Genomic DNA, 20,639 nt, shown 5'->3' with positions numbered 1-20,639 from the left:
AGAATTTGCCGCTATGGCGTCCTCTCATTTGCTGTCCTTCCTTTTTGCTGTTGCTTGCTTGTTGGAGCTGGAGGCAATGTTCAGCAGAATGCCGATGGCAACAAGATTCGTCAGCAAAGAACTGCCTCCATAGCTCATCAGCGGTAAAGGCAGCCCCTTGGTAGGCAAGAGGCCCATGACTACCGCACCATTTATCATTACCTGAACGCCGATGAGCAGAGTCAAACCAAAAGCGAGATAGCTGGCGTAGCGATCCGGCGCCCGCAGTGCTATGTGCACGCCTTTCCATAACAGAAGACCATAGAGGAGAAGTACTCCAGCAATGCCCAGCAAACCCATCTCTTCACCGAGAACAGCGAGAATGAAATCCGTGTGAGGCTCGGGCAGGTAGAACAGCTTCTGCTTTCCTGCCCCGAGGCCCACTCCCAGCAGACCGCCCGAGCCGAGAGCCAACAGCGAGTGTAGTAATTGAAAGCTGGTGTCGCTCGGGTCTCTCCACGGGTCGAGGAAGGCCAGGAGTCTTTCCCAACGATAGCGGCTACCGGATATGGCCAGAAAGAGCATCGGCAGAAGAGCCACAGCCGTCAGGATGAGATAACGGAAGCGGACGCCTGCTACGAACAAGAGGAGAAAGGCAAGCAAGGCATAGGTGATTGCCGTACCCAGATCCGGCTCCAGGATGATCAGCCCTACAAAGAGGCCGGTAACCATCACATGCGGGACATATCCTATACTGAAGTCCTTGAGCCGATCTTCCTTTTTGGCCAGGGAGTACGAGAGGTACATGATTAGCGATAGTTTGGCAAATTCCGCCGGCTGTAGAGAGATGGGACCCAGCCGCAGCCACCTTCTGGCGCCGCCCACCCGGTGACCGATTTGCGGCAGCAACACCAGAGCCAGAGACAGTAGACACACCGCCAAGATGAGGTAGACCAGTCGGTGATATAGTTTGTAAGGGATATTCTTGCTGCCGATGAGGAGCGCCAGTCCCACAAGAGCGAAGATAATCTGCCGCTTGACAAAAAACAGGCTGTCGCCAAATCGTTGTTGGGCCAGGATGGAGCTGGCGCTGTAGAGCATCACCAGTCCCCAGACCACCAGGGCAAGGGTGGTACAGAGCAAGGTCAAATCATAGCTGCTTTTCAGTTTTTTTATCCTGTCCATGTTGGTCATTTTCTGGTGGCGGCAGCGGCCGTGGGCTCCACCGCAGTCCGCTCAACTTCTGCTTACACTGGAGGACTCGCTCAGGGAACAGGTCTCTAGACAACCATCAGCATTGCGGAGTTCGCTTGTGACTGCAGCCACAATAGAGCGAAAATGATCTCCTCTTGCTTCATAATTTTCATAAAGATCGAAGCTGGCGCATGCTGGCGCCAGGAGAACCACATCGCCGGGCACTGCGGCGGCAATGGCCTCCCGCACAGCTCGCTCCATGGAGTCGACAACCATGGTGCAGCCGCAGCTGCTGAACACCCTGGCAAATTCGAACCTGGCTTCTCCCATGAGCAAGAGCATTTTTACGCGTTCATTAACCAGGGGAACGAGAGACTTGAGTGGCCCGCCCTTGTAGCGCCCTCCGGCGATAAGAATGATGGGGTCGCAAAAGCTGGCCAGCGAACTACAGACGGCAGCAATGTTGGTGGCTTTGGAATCGTTGTAAAATCTGATACCGCGCCAGTGGCAGATCAGTTCCATACGGTGGGGCAGACCAGAGAAAGAATCTATAGTACGCTGAATGGCCTCTGGTCTGGCCCCCATTGAGGTTGCGGCAAGCACCGCTGCCAGGAGATTGTCCAGGTTATGTCTGCCGGGCAGACGCCATTGGCTGAGATCGTAGTGGACTTTGCATCCTGGGCCCATACTGCATATCAAAGTCCCACTGTCTACGCGTGCGTGAGCCAGGGTTGCTTTGCTGCCGAAGAGAAGGTGCTGGCTTCTAATACGGCCATAATCCATAAAATAGGGAGCAACAGCTGGCAAGATTGCCTTGTCTGTTTGGCTCTGATTCATGAATATCCGACACTTGCTGGCCACATACTCCTCAAAAGAGTCATAGCGGTCCAGGTGATCCTCACTGATGTTCAACAGAACTCCTACCTGCGGATGAAAGGTGGAACTGGAGTCGAGTTGAAAACTGCTCACTTCCACCACTGCCACCTCAGGAGCATTCTCCAGAAAGAAGATGTTGCTGAGTGGATTGCCGATATTGCCCCCCACAAAGGTTCGCACACCGCTTTGCTCGAGCATGGTTCCCACCAGGGTGGTTGTGGTGGTCTTGCCATTGGTGCCAGTGATGGCAACAACAGGCAAATGCAGGAAGCGGCAGGCAAGTTCCAATTCACCAATTACTGGTATGGAACGCTCTCTAGCGAGGTTCAGTGGTTGCAGATCCAGGGGTACGCCTGGGCTCAAGACCACCAGGTCAGAACCGCTGAAAATCTCCAGTGGATGGCCTCCAAGGGCGAGTTCACAGCCGAGCTCTCGGGCCTTCTGCGGGAAGGTCCCAAGAAGGGGCTCGGACCGCTCATCGGTGATGGTCACTCGAGCACCCTGGCTGCAAAGAAATTTCGCCACTGCCAGACCGCTGCGCGCCAGACCCACAACCAGCACCCTTTTGTTGTCCAATGAATCCATGCTCATCTTTCCTGCCCGCCCCGGTTGTGCTGTTGCCCCGCATTGCTATTTCTGCTGAAGAGTTGGCCAGCAGAGTCAAACACTTTTCAGGACCGTGAATTCCCCCACTCCTCCATGAGGTAGTCCACCACTTTTTCCATGTGCATGCCCCTGGAGCCTTTCACCAGGACCCAATCTCCACTGGCCAGAAGTGAGCGCAACTTCAGGGCGATCTCACGATGGTCAACAGCGTGGCTCAACCGCTCGCTTTCCATGCCGGCCTCGGCAGCTCCTGCAAGCAGATTCCTGGCCTGTTCACCACGGGCAATGAGGTAATCCACACCTTCTTCTGCTGCCAGGCGACCCACGTGGCGGTGGAGTTCGGGGCTGCGTTCACCCAGTTCCAGCATGTCTCCCAGTACGGCAAATAATCTGCCAGTACGATTCAGTCGTATAAGCGTTTGCAGGGCAGCAGTTACTGAGGCGGGATTGGCATTGTAGCTGTCATTGATGATATGAATGTTGCCGGGGAACACCACCACCTCCATGCGCTTGTCAAAGGGTTTGAACTCAGCGAGAGCTGCAGAGATGTCATCTGCTGGACGGTCGAGACTCCAGGCTACTGCTGCTGCCGCAACTGCATTATTCAGGTGATGACGTCCCATGATGCGCACCTGAACCTCCCTGGTTTCATTACCGAGTCTCAAGATGAAGACGCTGCCTTCAGAATCCATGGCAATGATCCTCTCAACTGTTACATCTGTGACGACTCCTGTGCACGAGTAACCCACCTGACGACCAGGGTAGTCAGCAGCCAGGGAGCACACCCGCGGGTCGTCGCGGTTGACTACAATAGTTGCCTGGGACCGGAGTCCGGCAAAGAGCTCCCCTTTGGCAGCCTGCACACCTTCAATAGAGTGCACTCCCTCCAGGTGGGCCGGCTGGATATTAGTAATCAACCCCACTTCTGGAGCAGCGATCTCTGTGAGTCTGGCTATCTCTCCAGGACGATTCATACCCATCTCGACTACTGCAGCCTGATGGCTGTTGGTCATTTGCAGCAGGGTGAGAGGTACGCCGACCAGGTTATTGTAAGTCCCTTGGTTTTTCAGCACGCGCCATGAGCGGCTCAGGATGGCAGCCACCATCTCTTTGGTGGTGGTCTTGCCGTTGGAGCCTGTTATGGCCACCAAAGGGATGGCGTGGCGATGGCGCCAGTAGGCTGCCAGATCGCCAAGTGCCTTCAAGGTGTCGGCTACAGCAACCACAGCCACAGTTAAATCTGTAAAGTCATCCGCCCTGAACTCGGCAACCAGCACGCCAGCAGCTCCTTGGTTTACGGCCTGCGACACGAAGTCATGGCCATCAAATCGTTCTCCTTTCAGGGCGACGAAGAGATCTCCAGGCTGTACTGTGCGACTGTCGGTGGATATGCCGGCAAATTTCACTTGCGCCAACCCCGAGGAGCACAATCGGCCATGGGTTGCCGCCAGGACCTGATCCAGGCTCCATTGCTGTCCTCTATTGTTGTGCACTCTGGTCATTGATTTGGCCAGTACCACCATGGTCAAGGGCCAGGTCCCGTGTTGTACTCTTTGTGGATCCTGGCTGTTCTTGCCGTCTTATGTCGCTGCAATCTGGTTGGAGAGTCAGCTTTGCCGCAGCTGGAGCCAGTCCGCACTTTTTCTCTGCGGACGCGACTTTCCAGGGCCTGGCCAGCCACCAGCCGGTCGTCGAAGTCGAAGCGCTGAGTACCGATAATCTGATAGGTTTCATGCCCCTTGCCGCCGATATAGACGAGATCTCCAGAAGAGGCTGAATCGATGGCGACCTCGATTGCTCGGGCCCGGTCTTCGATCATGAGATAACCGCTGGCCCCGGCCAGTTCCGCAGGAGACGAAGATGACAGCAGCGGCAATCCCAGGGGACGTATGCCTTTCTCAATGTCTGCCATTATGGCTTTCGGCTCTTCACTTCTCGGGTTGTCAGAGGTTACTATGACCAGATCAGCCCTTTGAGCAGCTGCCCTGCCCATGAGCGGCCGCTTGCTGCGGTCGCGGTCCCCGCCGCAACCAAAAACACAGAGCAATCGCCTGTGGGGCAGTTCTTTCAAAGCGTCCAGCGCTTTCTGCAGGGCATCAGGGGTATGGGCGTAATCCACCACTACCTCGAAACCCAGGTTGCAGGGAAGCCTTTCCAGTCTGCCTGGCACCCTTGCCAGGGCTTCGAGGCCGCGACGAATTATGGGCAGCGGCACATTGAAGCCCACACCCACTGCTGTGGCCGCCAGGATATTGTACAGATTGACCCGACCGAGCAGAGGCGAATGCAGGAGCAGCTCTCCGGTCGGCGTCTCAACTGTGGCGGCAATGCCAGACAGATCCGAGGTTACCCGGGAGGGCCTGACCTGAGCAGAGGAAGATAGTCCGTAACGCAACAGAGGGCCGTCAACCTGGGCACAGAGCCTTTCCCCCCAGGAATCATCGCTGTTAACCACGGCAAGGGGCGCAGAACCCCTTGTTGTTATGAGGAGCTGACTGAACAGGCGAGATTTTGCCTGAAAATACTCGGCCATGGTGCCATGATAGTCCAGGTGATCCTGGGAAAGATTGGTGAAAATTGCCGCGGCAAAAGTGGTTCCGTCCACCCGGTGCATGTCCAGGCCGTGTGAAGAGACTTCCATGATTACATGAGTGACTCCGGAGTCCAGCATTTGACGAAGTATAGCTTGTAGATCGAGAGACTCAGGTGTGGTGATTTGCGCCGTTCTGCTCTGGCCAGGTTGGCGAATGTTTACTGTGCCAATGACGCCCACATTATGGCCGCAGGCGGCAAACAGCGACTCAAGGAGGTAGGAGGTGGTGGTCTTGCCATTGGTGCCTGTTATTCCGATAACCGTGAGTCTTTGTGAAGGAAAGCCATAGTAGCGGCTGGCCATTTTCGCCAGGGCCAGGCGAGTGTGTTTCACCTGAATAGTGGTAACGTTTGCTGAACTCTCTAGCTTTCTTTCTACTACCACGGCGCGAGCTCCCCGGGCAACGGCCTGCTCGATGAAGTCATGCCCGTCGGTGCGGCTGCCTTTTAGAGCTAGAAACACCCCCCCCTCTTGCACCTGATCCGTGTGGTAGCTGAGCCCGGTGACCGGTATATCAATATCCCCGTCTATAGCAACGACTGCAAGGTCTTCGAGGAATTCTCGCAACTGTATTTGTGATCTTCTAGTCATCCCGCAGAACCAAACGACACGAGCGAATTCTAGTCAAGTCTGCGCCAGGTTTGGGGCTCTGTTTTACTACCCGGCCACTGCCTTTTACAGTCACGGGCAAAGAGATGTCCGCCAACTGATCCAGGGCAGCTCTTAGACTCAGGCCCCTTACATCGGGCATATGATGGCTGCTGCTGCCATCGTTTTCACTGTAGAGCACGGACCGTACTTCAGGAAAGTCTGTCTTGATTCGGGTCTCTTGAAAATGATAGGCAAGAGATCTTTCTTCTCTGTCAGGAGGTACGTGAAGGCAGTGCAGTGTTTGGGAGGCTATTCGACGGAAGGCAGGAGCAGCCACCACACCACCGTAGTGACCTTTGCTGGGTTCGTTTATGACCACCGCCACCACTATTTTGGGCTGATCCACAGGAGTGAAACCCACGAAAGAGGCAGTGTAACGGTCCGAGGCATAGCCCTGTTTCCGCAGACTGCTCTTTTGGGCTGTGCCGGTCTTGCCTGCAGTGCTGTAGTGGGCCAGAGCTGCATGAGAGCCTGTGCCTTCTGGACTTACAGCCCTGACAAGAATTTTCTTGAGCCGCTGGGCAGTGGCCGCACTGATCACCCGTCTGACCACCTGAGGTTGATGCTGTTGCACGACGCGGCCGTGAAGGTCGAGAACGTCTTTGATCAGATATGGCTTCATAAGCAAGCCGTTGTTGGCCACCGCTGCCACAGCCGCTGCGAGCTGGAGAGCCGAGACTGATATTCCCTGGCCAAAACTTGCTGCTGCCAGATCAACGCTGGTCCAGTTTTCAGGAGGTCGCACTGTACCTCCGGTTTCGCCCGGAAAATCTATGCCGGTTGGAGTGCCGAAACCGAATGCTCTTATGTATCGATAATAGGTTCTGGCACCCAGCTTCTCTCCCACTTTTACCGCGCCGATATTGCTGGAAAATTGAATGATTCTTGCGAGCGACAGCCAGCCGTACTTCTTGGCGTCGTGAATAGTGTGTCCGTGGATGCGGTATTTTCCCTGCTCGCAATAGAAGATATCCTGTGGTTGAACCACGCCTTCCTCCAGGGCAGCGGCTGCCAGGAAGATCTTGAAGGTTGAGCCCGGCTCGAAGGTGTCAGTCACTGCCCTGTTGCGCCAATCGGAGGGGGTGTAACTGGTAAAGCTGTTTGGGTTGAAGGGGGGCGCTACTGCCAGCGCCAGAATCTCTCCCGTTGCAGGCTCCAGAACCACTGCTACGCCACCTTTTGCAGCAAAGGCAGATACTGTCCTTTCTAATTCTCGTTCGGCTAGGTACTGTATTCGCCTGTCCAGTGTGAGCCGCAGTGAATAGCCTGCTGGGGTTTCGCTCTCGGGCAGCCCCTGGGTGTAAATAATACCGCCCCTGGCATCTTTGGCTCCTTCCTGGGTATTGGGATGGCCTCGCAACAGATGGTCCTGAGAGCGCTCCAACCCTTCCAGGCCTTTCTTGTCCAGGCCCACAAAGCCAAGGGTATGGCCTGCGAGGGCGCCGTTGGGGTAATAGCGTCGGGTTTCCTTGACGAAATGAATACCCTTGAGACCCAGAGCGCGTATTCTGTCGGCCTTGCGGGGCGACAGATAATGCTTGAGCCAGACAAAGGAGCGCTGGCGTCGCAGTTTTCTAGTCAGCTTGGCGCGCGACATGCCAAGAATGGGAGCCAGTTTGGCGGCTGCGGCTCGGGCATTGCCTATTAGACGGGGATTGGCAGCTAGTGAGTCGACCTGAACGCTTACTGCCAGTTCCTGCTCGTTGCGATCAAAGATATCACCTCGCCTGGATTCGAAGCGGAGATTTCTTTGAATCTGTTTCTCCGCCAGGCTGGTCCAGAGGTCCTGCTGCAAGAGCTGCAGCTGCACGCTGCGGCCAAGAAGGAGCGTCAGGCCTACAAAAAGCCCTGCTGACACCAGCACCAGGCGGCAACGCACCCAGCGGCCTGTCTGTTCTTGGGCATGGCGGCTATGTTTCATGGCAAGACCACTATCTGATTTTTGTTGGGTCGGCTGAGGCCGAGTCGTGACAGGGCTACCTGTTCCACCCTTTCCGGAGACCTCAGGCGGGCGAGTTCGAGAGAGAGCTTCTTGTTGTCATCCACCAGCCGAGAGTGCGTCCGGTGCGCTGCTGCCAGTCGGTAGCCCAGGTCCACCACTTTCATTCTGCACCAGACATAGCCGAAGCCACTGGCTAGCGCCCAAAGCAGCAGCAGCAATATCAAGCCCATTTGACTCCTGAGCTGCTGACGACGGAGGAATTTCCCTTTTGTTGTTCCTCGCTTCATACGGGCTCCAGCTTTTCAACTACCCGCAAGCGGGCACTTCGTGATCTAGGATTGGCAGCCACTTCTTCCTCTGTGGGCATAACAGGTTTGCGAGTTATCAGCCGGACGAGTGGACCCTGACAGCGACAGACGACTACCTGTTTCGGACAACGACAGCTGCGACTCCAATTGACAAAGGTATGCTTTACCAATCGATCTTCGAGAGAATGGAAACTAATAACTGCCAGTCTGCCTGCCGGACGAAGACAGGTCAGCACCTGAGCAAGAAAATCTTGGAGGTTGTCCAGTTCCTCATTTACAGCCAGGCGCAGTGCCTGAAACGTTCTGGTTGCAGGGTGATGCCAGCGACCCTTTTTCCCCCTGGGAACAGCAGCCACTATTATTTTGCTCAATTCAGTAGTTGTGGTAATAGGTTGTTGTTCTCTTTTCCTGACAATTGCCCGAGCGATTCGAGCGCTCCACCGCTCTTCCCCTAATCTGTGAATCAGGGAGGCGAGCTCTTTTTCGGGCAAGTTGTTGACCAGATCAGCGGCAGTGGTTGTCTTTCTGGTATCCATCCTCATATCCAGGGGCCCTGGGGAATTGAAGCTGAAGCCGCGCTCTGGCTGCTCCAGATGGAAAGAAGAGAGCCCCAGGTCCAGGAGTATGCCGTCCACCTCTCGCATACCGTGCTTGGCGAGCACCTGGGCAAGGCGGCAGAAATTCTCTCGCACCAGTATGATGCTGTTCTGGTAGTCCCTGAGAGTGAATCTTGCCCGTGTCAGGGCATCCTTATCCCAGTCCATACCAAGCAACAAGCCGTTCGGTGCAATCTTTGTCAGGATAGCACGAGCATGTCCTCCACCGCCTATGGTGCAGTCCACCACACAGCTGCCGGGCTTGCAGTTGAGGAGCTCTACTGTCTCCTCCACAAGCACGGGGCGGTGATGCAGCAGAGGCAATGTCTTGCTATTACTGTTCATAACCCTGGAAACAATTGCTGAATTGCCGGCCGCAAAAAAAGTGGAATCCGTCTGCAGCCGACTGTTGCTATGAGCAGTGACACATGCGCTGCCCAGGCACCTTGCTGCCTGCTGAGAGTCCAGCTTGCCGCAAAAAAATGTTGTGCTCATACATATTTCTCAAAAAGAGCCAACACGCCGAGACATGGCGGCCTTGCAGTACAAATTCAGCCGGCCTCGAACAAGGGAGGCCGCATTGCCTCTGGGGGATATGGCGCTACACGCCGTAGCTGGATACGCTTTCGGCAATCTGGCGGAAATTTTCCTGGGAGTTCCGTATTTCCTCGTCCCACAGGGGCTTGCTCCAGATCTCAAAATTCTTGAGCACGCCAGCAATGACCACCTCGCGCTCTAATTTGGCGTAATCCCGCAGTGTTTGCGGGATTAGAATTCTTCCCTGTTTGTCGAATGAGCACTCTGTGGCGCCAGAGATGAAAAACCGTTGGAATGCTCTGATATCAGGACTCATTTTGGAGAGTCCTCCCACCTGCTCTTCCACCTTCTCCCACTCAGGCAGAGGGTAGGCAATGAGACAACGGTCAAGATTGGTAATGATCAGCTGATCATTGAATTGCTTCTGCAGAATTTCCCGGAACCGTGTGGGAATGCGTAGACGCCCCTTGGCATCTAAGGTATGATGGAAGCGGCCCCGGAACATTGGAACCCCACTTTGATCTGCTGATGACACTTTTTACCACTTTTTACCACTTAATGGCACCGTATACCAGTTTGGCGCCACTATTGTCAACAAAAAAAGCAGATCAAGGGCAGGGCCACATATTCTCCCTCTCCATTTTATTATTAAAAAACTCAATATATAATATAAGTAGATAAAACACCACAAGATAGTGGTAAAAAACTTGAATTGTTGCCCAATTCATAGATTAGATAAAGCAATTCTGCTCCACATGATTGGCGGTTCGCTCTGCTGCGCCGCGCAAGAAGTGGTCTGGAGCGCCAGGGTGTGCGGTTTCCAGCTGAAAAGGTTTCCTTGGCTTTGCCCTGCAGTCAGCGTCGCTTCTGATAGCGAGCTACCGCAGCATTGTGCTCGGCAAGAGTGGCGGAAAAGTAGTGAGTGCCGTCTTTTTTGGCCACAAAGTAAAGGTAGGGAGTGGCAGTGGGATATAGTACTGCCTTGAGTGCTGCTGCGCCTGGATTACAGATGGGACCAGCAGGCAAACCCTTTCTGGTATAGGTATTGTATGGCGTGTCTGCTTTGAGATCAGCGCGAGTGAGGTTGCCGTCAAAGCCTGGCAGTCCATAAATGACAGTGGGATCGCTCTGCAGGGGTATTCCTCTTTTCAGCCTGTTGAGAAATACACCTGCGATCAGGGGGCGTTCACTGGCCACAGCTGTTTCTTTCTCCACGATGGAGGCGAGGATGACTACCTGGTGGCGGGTCAGGCCAAGTTTCCTGGCCTTTGCCTCATAAGCCTCGCCAAAATAATGCTTGAACCGCGCCACCATGGTTTGCAGGATGCGGGAAGCTGGCAGATCACGGGCGAACCGGTATGTGTCCGGAAAGAGGTAGCCCTCGAGGCTGGCAGCGGGGATACCCAATGCCTCCGCTATCTTCCGATCGTTGGCTGCTGCTAACACGTGCTCAGCCCGGGCCAAACCTGCACTTTCTAAAATGCGGGCGATCTGGCTGACGGTAACTCCTTCGGGAAAGGTTACCTGATGAACCATCACCGATCCCTGCACCAACTTATCGAGCAGTTGGCCGGGGCGCAAGCCTGTGGACAGCTCATACTCTCCAGCTTTGATCGACCGGGCGAGCCCCTTTACTCTTACCAGCAGGCTGAACTTCCGGGCGCTGCGTACCAGACCTTTGCACTGCAACAGTCCAGCAACCTCATCTAGACTCATGCCCGGGGAGATGGTGATGACAATGGTGGCGGCTGTCCGACTGGCGGGAGAATTGAGGAAATAGAAAACATTGCCACCGAGCCACAGACAGCCCAGCACTAGCAGCAGCAACAGCCATTTGCCCATGAGACGAGCAACAGACTTTGTTCCAATGGCCTTTGTGTCAGTCATGTCGTTTTCGCCCAAATAAACAAAAAATATTGGTACGGTAACAAAGCCATTCGGCTGGAGAGAGTGCGGCTAGTCAGCAGGAGAGCGCCTCCTGGCTGATGTTGGCCGCATTTGTGCTTCTTTACAAATCTCGTACCAATTCCGGCACCAGGGTTCCTGCCTTGCCTCGCAAACAGCAATCAAAACGGTCGGTGTAAGGAGTTGCCTCCAGATTGATCTCAACGATGCGGGCGCCATGCTCCTGGGCGACTAAGGCCAGAGAGGCGGCCGGTTGCACAACAGCGGAGGTGCCGATTACCAGCATCAGATCACAGGAACGACAGGCGGCAATGGCGCTTTCCAGTATGGCCGCTTCCAGAGGTTCACCAAACCAGACCACATGAGGACGAAGGAGTGCGCCGCAATCCCGGCAAATGGGCAATGGCGGCAAAGTGAGTTCCCTGTTCCAGCGCACCACGCTGCAGGCAGTGCAGCGGATCTGCCAGATATTGCCATGCAATTCCAGGATGTTGCTGCTGCCTGCCCGGCGATGCAGATCGTCGATATTTTGAGTAATAAGGCTGAACTGTTCCTTTTTGCTTTCGACCAGAACGAGAGCGTGGTGAGCTGCATTTGGTTCAAGGGCCGCAAGCAATTGGCGGCGCCAATGGTAAAAAGCCCAGACGAGTTGGGGGTCGCGGTCGAATGCCTCAGGCGTAGCCAGGTCAGTAGCCCGGTAGCCCCGCCAGAGTCCGTCCTGCCCGCGAAAGGTGGGCACGCCGCTTTCAGCGGAAATACCGGCGCCGGTGAGCACCGTAACGCGTCTGGCGCGTTGTAGCCAACAACGAACTTGCTGCACGTCTTTATTGGCGATTGTCATTGTCATTCCCCTTCGAGTATACGGCTGCCGAGCAGTTGATAGATGTCGAGATCAGCCAGCTGGAATCCCATGAGTCCATAGACCATGTTGGCCTCGAGCACCAGAAATTCTCCTTTATGAACACATATGTCCAGTCCGACCTCGTCAAAGTTGCACATCTGCACTACTCTTTCAGCGAAGCGGAGGGCTCCTCGAGGAATTTGTGCAAAAGAGACACTGGCTCCCTGACTGACGTTTGTTCTGAACTCGCCGGGCCTGGCTATGCGCCAGTAGGCATGTACGGCTTTCTTGCCTAGCAGAACCACACGCAGGTCACGGTCGATGGGAAGGTATTCCTGAATGTAGGCTGGCGACACCCGCGCAAGATAATCTCGAAGGTCCTCCAGGCTGCGCATGAGAAACACGCCTCTGCCTCTGGAGGAACCCCGGGGGATCTTGGCGATCACTGGCAGAGAAAAATCTTGCAACACTCTCTGGGGCTCCACAGTGACATCACTGTAGATTTTGGTGCGAGGATGGGGGATCTGCAAAATGTTAAAAAGCTCGGTCTGTTTTATCTTGTCGCCCATGAAGCGATAATAGTTTGACGGAAAAACTCGCTTGCCCAGCGCCAGGAACACATCCTCATAAAGCATGGTGGGATAGTAAACAGTTTCGGCTCGGCGCAGAAGCTCGAGCTCGCCCTCAGTATAGTCATCCATATTGGGGCGCAAGCCCAGGGTTATTACTGCTTGGCAATGGCGGAGCCTTTTGCCCAGTGCCACCTTGCTGTGTTTCATTCCAGTAGGTCTTCCAAAAGAGCAAGTCAGGCCAAGTCAAGCTTTGATCAAAGTGTCCAATGAATGAAAAGGGTAGTCGAGATCTCGGGCTACTGCCTCGTGGGTGACATGGCCTCGATATATGTTGACGCCTGCTGCTAGAGCTTCGTTTGTGGCCAGGGATTTCTCTATTCCCTCGTTTGCCATGATCAGGGCATAGACGATGGTCACATTGGTGAGGGCAAAAGTAGCGGTTCTCGGGACAGCCCCGGGCATATTGGCCACACAGTAATGGATTACACTGTCCACAAAGTAAACGGGGTTGTCGTGAGTGGTGGGTTTGCAAGTGGTGCAACAGCCTCCCTGGTCCACCGCCACATCAACGATTACAGTACCAGGCTTCATCTGGGACACCATATCACGGCTGATGAGGCTCGGCGCCCGACCACCCGGGACTAGGACAGCGCCGATAACCAGGTGTGAGTCACGAACAGATCGTTCGATGGTGTCCGGATTGGACATGAGAGTAGTAATGGTGGAGCCGAAAATGTCATCCAGCGCCATGAGTCTTGCCTGATTTATGTCAATGACTGTCACCTTTGCCCCCATGCCCACCGCAATTTTCGCAGCGTTGGTGCCCACAACCCCGCCGCCGAGAATAGTCACCTGGCCGCGATAGACGCCCGGCACCCCGCCAAGCAATACACCGCGGCCGCCTTCGGTCTTTTCCAGGTAGTGTGCTCCCACCTGGACGGCCATTCGTCCGGCAATCTCGCTCATCGGAGTGAGCAGCGGCAATGAACCGTCAGCTTGCTGAATGGTTTCATAGCCGATAGCAATGACATCTTTCTCCAGCAGCACGGCAGTCAGTTCAGGGGCCGGAGCCAAATGCAGATAAGTGTAGATTACCAGTCCGGGCCGTAGAAAATCGTACTCTGGCGGCAGAGGTTCTTTGACCTTCATTACAAGTTCTGCAGAATTATAAACCTCTGCTGCAGAGGAAACAATTTCCGCTCCGGCCTGGCGGTATTCATCGTCTAGAATGCCGGCCCCTTTTCCTGCATCTTGCTCCACAAGTACCCGATGACCATCATTGAGAAGCAGCTTCACGCCAGCAGGCACGATGCCCACACGATATTCCTCGGTCTTGATTTCTTTGGGTACGCCAATAATCATGGTCTCAACCCCCTTGTTTGATGAACGCAATGGAAGACTATGCCTGGCGCGACTGCCAGGCAGTCTCACCTTTCACTAGTCCTGCAGCAGCGGACTTTGCCCCTTCATCAGCCATAAGCTAGCCTGCTGTGGCTATCTCCTCGAGCGCAGGATTACTTTATCTACTAGGTGGTCCGGATAGTAAGAGAGTTTGGCTTTGCGCAAACCTGGCTCCCCCAGGTCCTGTTCTCGATTGATAAAAGGAAAGTCACGCCAGGCATGGAGACAAAACTGCTGGTTTATCATTACATAGCTTCCCGTATATTCAGGATCGGCCTTTTCCACATGAATGACCGCGGTAGAACGATTGAGCTGCTCGCCAACAGTGAAGGCCACCACCTTGTCATCTACAACAAGGGCTCCTCCTTTGCATGACAGGGCCCGAAAATGGGCCAGCAGTTCACGAATAGCCCCTTCTTCACTGAGCAACAGCTCGTCGGCCTGACAATCGCGGAGCCGGCACCAGTCCTCCTGAAGGGCAAGACAGGCCTCGATCAGCTCCTCTGTGAGCGGCTGGTAGCGGTAGGAATATCTCCTGCGAAACTGATTCAGGTGGTTGCGCTTCCGATGTAACTTGCGGCCCGACAAGCTGATAAGCGTTTCAGTGCGATAAACGTAATCACTGTTGGCCCGGTCGAGCTCCCATTCCAATGCCAAAGCAGCAGCATATCTCTTGGCAAGCGCCAGTGGAACTCGATGCAATTCAGCAGTATCACTGATGCTGTGCAGCTTGTTGAACAGACACTCGAGAGGTTGGCTGAGATCGTCGGCGCCCACAGGAGGCAGACCGAAAAAACCGCCCTGGGGATATTTGCCAATGACTAAAAGGGCGTTGCCCACCACTGACCACTGAAACTGGTAGCGATGCCTCCAGACGAAAAGATTGGTGAAGGTGAGCTCCGAAGTGGTGGGAGGAAACTCCTGGAGTATCTGGCTGATAACCCCCTGGTCCTCCAACTGCAAGGGCTTGAAGTCCGGATAACTTGGCACAGAAGACATGTGAGTGAGACTGATTCCTGCAAGCTGTGCTCGTGAGCCCAAAGATCATCAGGTGTGGAAATAACGGCTGAGCGGCCGCCTGTGAGCCCGGCACAAAGGCTCACGCACACACCTGAATATGGCATATAAATGGCCGGGAGTCAATTGGCTATCAGTGATCGGTTATCGGTTACTGGTGGAAGTCTTGGCAATGAGTTGGTAGCCGCAGGCTTTAGCCTGCGTTGCCAGGTGTTGCTATCGATCCCCTATAATATCCAAGAAAATGCTTGACATCGCCAAGACCTTATGAGATATAAAAAGATTTTAGAAAGAAAAGCTATCAGTTATCCGAGAAGGGGGTAGAAAGAGCCATGAAAAGCCCATGCGTAACTTGCGAACACGTCAATGAGGACAAGAACAAATGTATTGAAAAATGTGATAAATTGAAAGAATATCAAGAGATGATCCTCAAACAGGGCATTTATGCCAAAATCTGACCTAGACACATAGATAACTGACCTGCAGGGGAGCAATTAGTTCAGCCGAGAATTTCCCTGTATGGACAGCAGTTGTCGGGATGATGCGGAAGCGGCCGTGCGGCCGCTTTTTTTTTGCGGGAGGCATCTCTTCCCCGAGAAAAGGGCGAGGGCTTTGCCGTTTCCTGTTCCTGGCGAACTCGGTTGACTATTGCCGCGGCAGGCGGATCCGCCAATCTTTTTTTGAAAGCCACCGCAAGGAGTAGCCACAGATGATATGCCAGTTCTTGCCCCATGCTTTCCAGAGGTGCTTCACCGACCAGTAACACGCAAGAGAAACCGCCAAAGCTGAAATTCGGTTGCGCTTGCCGCGCAAAGCCCATAGAATGGCGAAAATACGGGAGACCGGCATGAAGCGGCAGCATTGGCGAGCACTCTATTTGAATATCAGGGAGCATACCCTGCCTCGATGGGTCTTTTACAGTGTACTCATTGGGCTTGTCTCAGGACTGGGTGCGGCCGCCTTCTTTTTCTCTCTTGAATGGCTCAAATATTTTGTTCTTGATTACCTGGCGGGCTTTCCCATGGGAGCGCCTGCAGGAGAACATCTCGTCCATGGTATGCCCCATGGAACGCCGCGGAGATGGCTGCTATTTCTTGCTCCTGTCATTGGAGGACTCGTATCAGGCTTCCTGGTATATACCTGGGCTCCCGAGGCTGAGGGACATGGCACCGATGCCATGATCGATGCCTTCCACAACAAGGAGGGTGAGATTCGCACCCGGGTGCCCTTTGTCAAGAGTATTGCCTCGGTGGTTACCCTGGCCACTGGGGGCAGTGCTGGTCGCGAGGGACCGATTGCTCAGATAGGTGCAGGTTTTGGCTCCTGGTTGGGTCGGGTTTTGAAGCTGGACAGTAAAGAGAAACGCTTGCTCTTGTTGGCAGGGTGTGCCGGGGGATTGGGGGCAATTTTCCGCGCTCCTCTGGGAGGGGCAATAACTGCAATCGAGGTGCTCTACACTGAAGACTTTGAAACTGACGCCATTGTGCCGGCAATTATGAGTTCAGTGGTAGCCTATTCGTTTTTTACGCTCATTTTTGGTCAGCAGCCGATTTTTGCCACTCCAGAACTGGCCTTCAGCGACCCTCGTGAACTGGCCATTTATGCTGCCTTGGCGCTAACATGTGTACCGGTTGGCTGGCTCTATTCCAAGACGCTCTATGGCTCGAGGGATAGATTCTTTCGGCGCCTCCCTATGAAGCCGCATTTTGTGCCGGCTGTGGGAGGAGTGTTGGTGGGGTGTATTGGTCTGTTCTTTCCCAGAGCACTAGGTGGAGGTTATGGCGTCATACAATTGGCCCTGGCTGGTCAACTTGCAGTGGGATTGATGGCGATCCTCGCTTTTGCCAAAGTTTTCACTACCTCCTTTACCATAGGATCTGGTGGCAGCGGCGGCGTCTTTGGTCCTTCCCTTTTCATAGGGGCAATGCTAGGTGGAGTAGTGGGGCAATTGGGCAATCAGTTCTTTCCAGGTATTGTTAAACATCCGGGAGCTTTTGCTCTGGTTGGTATGGCGGGATTTTTTGCTGGTGTGGCCAAGGCGCCCATAGGTGCCTTGCTCATGGTTTGCGAGATGACCAAAGGGTATGGCCTGGTGGTTCCACTCATGTTCGTCTCCGTTATCACCATGCCTCTGTCGAGACGATGGGGAATCTATGAAAAACAGGTGACCAATAAATTCGCTTCACCAGCGCATCTGGCAGAGCTGACCATAAATGTGCTACAGCGGATCCAGGTACGTGATGTCTACCGTGCGGAGAAGCCTGTAACCCAGCTTCCTGTTGATATGCGTCTCAAGGAATTGAAAAAGCTCATGACTCTCACCAGGCAGTCCTTTTTCCCAGTCGTGGATGACAACTTTGTGCTCGTGGGAATTTTATCCTTTCCCAACCTGCGTACCATCCTCTTTGAGGATGCCCTATCCGATCTGCTTGTTGTGGGTGAACTGGCGGAGAGCCCGGTGTGGGTTACCCTCAGCGAAACTCTCTACGATGCGCTCATCAAGTTTATTCGGAGTGGCTACGGCCAGATTCCCATTGTGGAGGATGAGATGCCTGGCCAGTTGGCCGGCATGCTCCAACTGGAAGAGTTAATGGAGGCCTACCACCAGGAAATGGTTCGTTTGGGCAAGTAAAAGGAGTCGGAAAGTTGGCATCTGACGTTCACAGCAAGAAGAAAGTCAATTGCAAGTCACCGCAGGTGTACGGCCGAATCCCCAGAATTCTCAGCGAACTGGAAAAGCGTATAGTGCATGCTTTGCAGGAAGACTTGCCAGTGGTTGCCAGCCCCTTTGCTGCTGTGGCAAAAAAGCTTGCCATCAGTGAAGAAATGCTCCTCGAAAAGATCAGAGAATTTATGGCAGATGGGACCATACGAAGATTTGGTGCCACTTTGCGGCACCAGCACTCAGGTTTCGAGGCCAATGCCATGGTAGTATGGCAGGTGAGCCCCGAAAAAATGGAGGAAGTGGGCAAGATCCTCTCTTCTTTCCGGGAAGTTACCCATTGCTACCAGCGGCCAACGAGACCCGATTGGCCTTATTCGATCTTTACCATGATTCACGCAAAATCAGCAGAGGAATGTACAGAAATTGTGCAGCGCATGGCCACTGCGGCACAGATAGAAAAGTATCAATTGCTCTATACAGTGGAGGAACTAAAGAAGACAACCATGGGCTACTTTGCCGAGGATAGAGATAGCGAATAGGTATGGCGACTTTGAGGTGGGCGGTGCAGCTTTGAAAAACTGGGTTAGCTGCGATGGCCTATCCAGAGGAGCGACGGGAAGTGGAGGAGGAGATAATGGCTGGTCGTGGGAGTGAACAGCTTTACCAACGAGCCCAACAGGTGATCCCGGGCGGAGTGAACAGCCCTGTCCGTTCCTGCCGCGCAGTAGGAATCGACCCTCTTTTTGTGGCGCGAGGCAATGGCTGCCGTATCTACGACGTGGACGGCCACGAGTACATTGATTATGTGGGATCATGGGGGCCGCTGATTCTTGGACACGCACATCCGCAAGTAGTCCGGGCCCTCAATGAAGCAGCCGCAGAGGGTACCAGCTTTGGTATACCAACCGCAGCTGAAGTAGAACTGGCCGAACTGATCAGCCGCCTGGTCCCTTCGGTGGAAATGGTGAGGCTGGTGAACTCAGGTACTGAGGCCACCATGAGCAGCATCCGCCTGGCTCGGGGCTACACCGGTCGAGATACCATCATCAAGTTTGATGGCTGCTACCATGGTCACGCAGACACCCTGCTGGTCAAGGCTGGTTCAGGAGTTGCCACCCTCGGCATCCCGGGCAGTGGCGGCGTGCCGCCGGATGTGGTGCAGCATACCCTGTCGCTGCGCTTCAATGATGTGGCGCAACTGGCAGAAGTCATGCAGAGTCGAGGCCAGGACGTGGCTGCGGTGATCGTTGAGCCAGTAGGCGGTAATATGGGGGTGGTGCCAGCCTCCATGGAATTCCTCGAGCAACTCAGACTCTGGTGTGACCGCTGCGGCTCTTTGTTGATATTCGATGAGGTGATGAGCGGCTTTCGCGTAGCACTTGGAGGAGCGCAGAGCCTCTATGGCATAACCCCTGATCTGACCTGTCTCGGCAAGATCATCGGCGGCGGTATGCCAGTGGGGGCATATGGTGGCCGTCGGGCAATCATGAGCAAAGTTGCGCCGCTCGGAGAAGTTTATCAGGCAGGGACACTTTCAGGAAATCCATTGGCAGTTACTGCGGGTCTGGTGACCCTCCGGTTGTTAGAAATGGAGGGCATCTATGAGGAACTCGAGGAAAAGTCGGCTTACTTCTTCACTGAAATGGAGAGGCTGGCGAAAAATCAGGGTCTGCCAGTGACAAGCAACAGAGTCGGCTCCATGGGGTCGCTCTTTTTTACAGATCAACAAGTGGTAGACTTTGATACGGCCCTCACAGCAGACACGGATCTCTTTGGGCGTTTTTTCAGGGGCATGCTGCAGAAAGGGGTCTATCTTGCCCCCTCACAGTTTGAAGCTGCCTTTATCAGCACTGCGCATCAGCAGGCTGATCTGGATCAAACCCTGGAAGCGGCAGGGCAGACCTTCAAGGAGCTGTGACAATAGGAGTTTGGGGGTTATCGGTTATCAGGGGGAAATAGAGGGCATCCTGTTGCCCTCTGGCCGGTTACTGTTGCAGCCGGCAGGCAACAGGGGCCCAGAGCAGGGGAGACAAGACCGCTTGATGTTGTCGACAGAGGAAATGGGCATCGGAGCCCTACCCGCGGCCACCCTCCTCAAACCTTGCGCCCATAATCCATAAGACAAATTCCCCCCTGTAGGCTGCCCTGTTTTCTCGAGATTCTTTACGGCTTCATGACTACGACAAAAATTTCACAAAAAAAAGTTGACTTTCTTTTCTCTGCTGTGGTAGGTACTACGTGATAATTTACACGAAGTCAGAACGTTGCAACAGATCAGGAATTTAGCCCCGCCGGATGATGTGAGATCAACTCATGAGGGAAGACACCAGGAAGCTTCTCCGGCTTGTGGGGTTTGCCAGTTCATTAGGCCTGACAATCGTTCTGGCCACCTTCATCGGTTTGGCATTAGGGCTGTGGTTGGACAAGGTATTTGACACCAGCCCGTGGCTGACCATTCTCTTTCTGATATTCGGTATCATCGCTGGTTTTCGTAATTTTTTTCGCTATATGTCGAAGAGAACAAGAGAGTAAAGAAGGCTTGTTGGCGGCGCCGATGATGCTTCAGGACGAGGCTCTTCTCAAAAGAATTGAAATGATTATCTGGGTACTGCTCGGTATCCTGAGTCTGACCAGCTTTGCCCTTTGCCCGTTCAAGTTCAGCCTCGGCGTGTTCATCGGAGGAGTCCTTGCTGTTGGCAATTTTTACCTCATGAAGCGAAACCTGCGGCGGGCTCTCGATCCAGCAAGATTGTCGGGAGCACGATTTTTCTATCTTTTCAAGTATTATTTGCGCTTTGCGGCTCTGGGCATCATCATAGCCCTGTTGCTGATCAGCGGCCGAGTAAGCCCGTTTGGCTTGCTATTGGGGCTTTCTATTATTGTGATTGGCATCGTCTTGGTGGGATTTAACGAAGCACGGAAACTCATTTGCAGGGGGGTAGTGTAGATCATGGAA

The 20,639-nt window shown here is 54.1% G+C and carries 19 protein-coding genes; 5 read left to right on the top strand and 14 right to left on the bottom strand.

Annotated features, from left to right (window positions below; genetic code table 11):
- Positions 1 to 24 precede the first annotated feature (24 nt).
- The 14 genes from ftsW to JRI89_10220 form a co-directional block, all read right to left on the bottom strand.
- Positions 25 to 1,164, bottom strand: coding sequence for a putative lipid II flippase FtsW (gene ftsW / locus JRI89_10285; protein MBW2071629.1), 1,140 nt, complete (start codon positions 1,162 to 1,164; stop codon positions 25 to 27).
- 51 nt (positions 1,165 to 1,215) lie between these two features.
- A complete protein-coding gene (gene murD / locus JRI89_10280) occupies positions 1,216 to 2,634 on the bottom strand; it encodes a UDP-N-acetylmuramoyl-L-alanine--D-glutamate ligase (GenBank protein ID MBW2071628.1) in 1,419 nt (472 codons plus the stop codon).
- A gap of 86 nt (positions 2,635 to 2,720) precedes the next feature.
- Positions 2,721 to 4,184 (bottom strand): UDP-N-acetylmuramoyl-tripeptide--D-alanyl-D-alanine ligase, encoded by a 1,464-nt coding sequence (locus tag JRI89_10275; GenBank protein MBW2071627.1) that lies wholly within the window; start codon positions 4,182 to 4,184, stop codon positions 2,721 to 2,723.
- Complete coding sequence (locus tag JRI89_10270) at positions 4,181 to 5,839, bottom strand: UDP-N-acetylmuramoyl-L-alanyl-D-glutamate--2,6-diaminopimelate ligase (GenBank protein ID MBW2071626.1); 1,659 nt, start codon at positions 5,837 to 5,839, stop codon at positions 4,181 to 4,183. The genes JRI89_10275 and JRI89_10270 overlap by 4 nt, the downstream gene beginning before the upstream one ends.
- A complete protein-coding gene (locus JRI89_10265) occupies positions 5,832 to 7,820 on the bottom strand; it encodes a transpeptidase family protein (protein MBW2071625.1) in 1,989 nt (662 codons plus the stop codon). Before JRI89_10265 ends, JRI89_10270 begins: the two co-directional genes overlap by 8 nt.
- The gene (gene ftsL, locus JRI89_10260) at positions 7,817 to 8,128 is read right to left on the bottom strand and encodes a cell division protein FtsL (GenBank protein ID MBW2071624.1); all 312 of its coding nucleotides are present in this window, start codon (positions 8,126 to 8,128) and stop codon (positions 7,817 to 7,819) included. Before ftsL ends, JRI89_10265 begins: the two co-directional genes overlap by 4 nt.
- A complete protein-coding gene (gene rsmH / locus JRI89_10255; protein ID MBW2071623.1) occupies positions 8,125 to 9,069 on the bottom strand; it encodes a 16S rRNA (cytosine(1402)-N(4))-methyltransferase RsmH in 945 nt (314 codons plus the stop codon). The genes ftsL and rsmH overlap by 4 nt, the downstream gene beginning before the upstream one ends.
- 277 nt (positions 9,070 to 9,346) lie before the next feature.
- Positions 9,347 to 9,787 (bottom strand): division/cell wall cluster transcriptional repressor MraZ, encoded by a 441-nt coding sequence (gene mraZ / locus JRI89_10250; GenBank protein MBW2071622.1) that lies wholly within the window; start codon positions 9,785 to 9,787, stop codon positions 9,347 to 9,349.
- Positions 9,788 to 10,137: 350 nt separating this feature from the next.
- Positions 10,138 to 11,169, bottom strand: a complete 1,032-nt coding sequence (mltG, locus tag JRI89_10245) for an endolytic transglycosylase MltG (protein ID MBW2071621.1) — start codon at positions 11,167 to 11,169, stop codon at positions 10,138 to 10,140.
- 121 nt (positions 11,170 to 11,290) lie between these two features.
- Positions 11,291 to 12,028 (bottom strand): NAD-dependent deacylase, encoded by a 738-nt coding sequence (locus JRI89_10240; protein MBW2071620.1) that lies wholly within the window; start codon positions 12,026 to 12,028, stop codon positions 11,291 to 11,293.
- Positions 12,029 to 12,030: 2 nt separating this feature from the next.
- Positions 12,031 to 12,807 carry an ATP-grasp domain-containing protein gene (locus JRI89_10235; protein ID MBW2071619.1) on the bottom strand — a complete coding sequence of 259 codons (777 nt, stop codon included), beginning with the start codon at positions 12,805 to 12,807 and terminating at the stop codon, positions 12,031 to 12,033.
- Between the two features lie 36 nt (positions 12,808 to 12,843).
- Positions 12,844 to 13,962, bottom strand: a complete 1,119-nt coding sequence (gene ald / locus JRI89_10230) for an alanine dehydrogenase (protein ID MBW2071618.1) — start codon at positions 13,960 to 13,962, stop codon at positions 12,844 to 12,846.
- A gap of 132 nt (positions 13,963 to 14,094) precedes the next feature.
- Positions 14,095 to 15,000 carry a DUF2156 domain-containing protein gene (locus tag JRI89_10225; protein ID MBW2071617.1) on the bottom strand — a complete coding sequence of 302 codons (906 nt, stop codon included), beginning with the start codon at positions 14,998 to 15,000 and terminating at the stop codon, positions 14,095 to 14,097.
- 517 nt (positions 15,001 to 15,517) lie between these two features.
- The gene (locus JRI89_10220; GenBank protein ID MBW2071616.1) at positions 15,518 to 15,784 is read right to left on the bottom strand and encodes a hypothetical protein; all 267 of its coding nucleotides are present in this window, start codon (positions 15,782 to 15,784) and stop codon (positions 15,518 to 15,520) included.
- 57 nt (positions 15,785 to 15,841) lie between these two features.
- On the opposite strand from JRI89_10220, the gene JRI89_10215 reads away from it, so the two are divergent.
- The 5 genes from JRI89_10215 (at position 15,842) to JRI89_10195 (ending at position 20,630) form a co-directional block, all read left to right on the top strand.
- Positions 15,842 to 17,650 carry a chloride channel protein gene (locus JRI89_10215; GenBank protein MBW2071615.1) on the top strand — a complete coding sequence of 603 codons (1,809 nt, stop codon included), beginning with the start codon at positions 15,842 to 15,844 and terminating at the stop codon, positions 17,648 to 17,650.
- 86 nt (positions 17,651 to 17,736) lie between these two features.
- Complete coding sequence (locus tag JRI89_10210; GenBank protein ID MBW2071614.1) at positions 17,737 to 18,222, top strand: Lrp/AsnC family transcriptional regulator; 486 nt, start codon at positions 17,737 to 17,739, stop codon at positions 18,220 to 18,222.
- Between the two features lie 95 nt (positions 18,223 to 18,317).
- Positions 18,318 to 19,601, top strand: coding sequence for a glutamate-1-semialdehyde 2,1-aminomutase (gene hemL, locus JRI89_10205; GenBank protein MBW2071613.1), 1,284 nt, complete (start codon positions 18,318 to 18,320; stop codon positions 19,599 to 19,601).
- 395 nt (positions 19,602 to 19,996) lie between these two features.
- Entirely contained in the window at positions 19,997 to 20,215 is a 219-nt protein-coding gene (locus JRI89_10200) for an AtpZ/AtpI family protein (protein MBW2071612.1), read from the top strand.
- A 22-nt stretch (positions 20,216 to 20,237) separates the two neighbouring features.
- Entirely contained in the window at positions 20,238 to 20,630 is a 393-nt protein-coding gene (locus JRI89_10195) for an ATP synthase subunit I (GenBank protein ID MBW2071611.1), read from the top strand.
- Positions 20,631 to 20,639: the final 9 nt, after the last annotated feature.

Source organism: Deltaproteobacteria bacterium (assembly GCA_019309045.1).
In the GTDB taxonomy this organism is placed as follows: Bacteria; Desulfobacterota; Syntrophobacteria; order BM002; family BM002; genus JAFDGZ01.
The sequence above is the reverse complement of the archived record's forward strand: the minus strand, read 5'-3'. Positions and strand labels throughout refer to the sequence as shown.